5 tRNA genes and 1 rRNA gene are annotated in these 880 nt (G+C 48.5%); all 6 read right to left on the minus strand.

Annotated features, from left to right (window positions below):
• Positions 1-44: 44 nt before the first annotated feature.
• A tRNA-Met gene (locus BN6556_RS00155) sits at positions 45-121 on the minus strand.
• Between the two features lie 26 nt (positions 122-147).
• A tRNA-Val gene (locus BN6556_RS00160) sits at positions 148-223 on the minus strand.
• Positions 224-307: 84 nt separating this feature from the next.
• Positions 308-382: transfer RNA gene (locus BN6556_RS00165), tRNA-Glu, on the minus strand.
• A 13-nt stretch (positions 383-395) separates the two neighbouring features.
• A tRNA-Ser gene (locus BN6556_RS00170) sits at positions 396-487 on the minus strand.
• A gap of 2 nt (positions 488-489) precedes the next feature.
• Positions 490-564: transfer RNA gene (locus BN6556_RS00175), tRNA-Asn, on the minus strand.
• Between the two features lie 13 nt (positions 565-577).
• A 5S ribosomal RNA gene (gene rrf / locus BN6556_RS00180) occupies positions 578-692 on the minus strand.
• Between the last annotated feature and the right edge of the window lie 188 nt (positions 693-880).

Consider the following 880-nt stretch of genomic DNA (forward strand, 5'->3'; position numbering starts at 1 on the left):
TGCGTGACAGGCAGGCATTCTAACCAACTGAACTACCGGACCATTGGTTGCGGGGGCAAGATTTGAACTTGCGACCTTCGGGTTATGAGCCCGACGAGCTACCAGACTGCTCCACCCCGCGATGATAAAAAGATATTAAATTCTGAATGGTGGAGGATGCAGGGCTCGAACCTGCGACCCCTTGCTTGTAAGGCAAGTGCTCTCCCAGCTGAGCTAATCCTCCGAAGCATAGAGTGTACTAGTGCACGTTTTGCGACAGAAAGTCACGATCTTAACACGCCTTCTTTCTAGCATACATCTTAAGTAGTGGTGACCCGTACGGGATTCGAACCCGTGTTACCGCCGTGAAAGGGCGGTGTCTTAACCACTTGACCAACGGGCCAGTATATATAAAGTGGCGGAGAGCGAGGGATTCGAACCCTCGGTACAGCGTTGACCGCACACACGATTTCCAATCGTGCTCCTTCGACCACTCGGACAGCTCTCCATTGGCTCCACAGGTAGGATTCGAACCTACGACCGATCGGTTAACAGCCGATTGCTCTACCACTGAGCTACTGTGGAATGGATAAAATATGCTTGGCAACGTCCTACTCTTGCAGGGGAACCCCCCAACTACCATGAGCGCTGAAGAGCTTAACGGCTGTGTTCGGCATGGGAACAGGTGGGACCTCTTCGCTATCATCACCAAGCTATCTGCATTTTTTCAGTGACAAGGAATATTATACTATGTATTTCAAAAAAATCAAGTGTTTTTTTATATACTTTCAAAACTAGATAAGAATTCATCGGACAAGCCAACATCATGTATAGATAAGTCCTCGATCGATTAGTATTCGTCAGCTCCACATGTCACCATGCTTCCACCTCGAACCTATCT

This window comes from Gracilibacillus timonensis (genome assembly GCF_900086715.1).
Lineage (GTDB): Bacteria > Bacillota > Bacilli > Bacillales > Amphibacillaceae > Gracilibacillus > Gracilibacillus timonensis.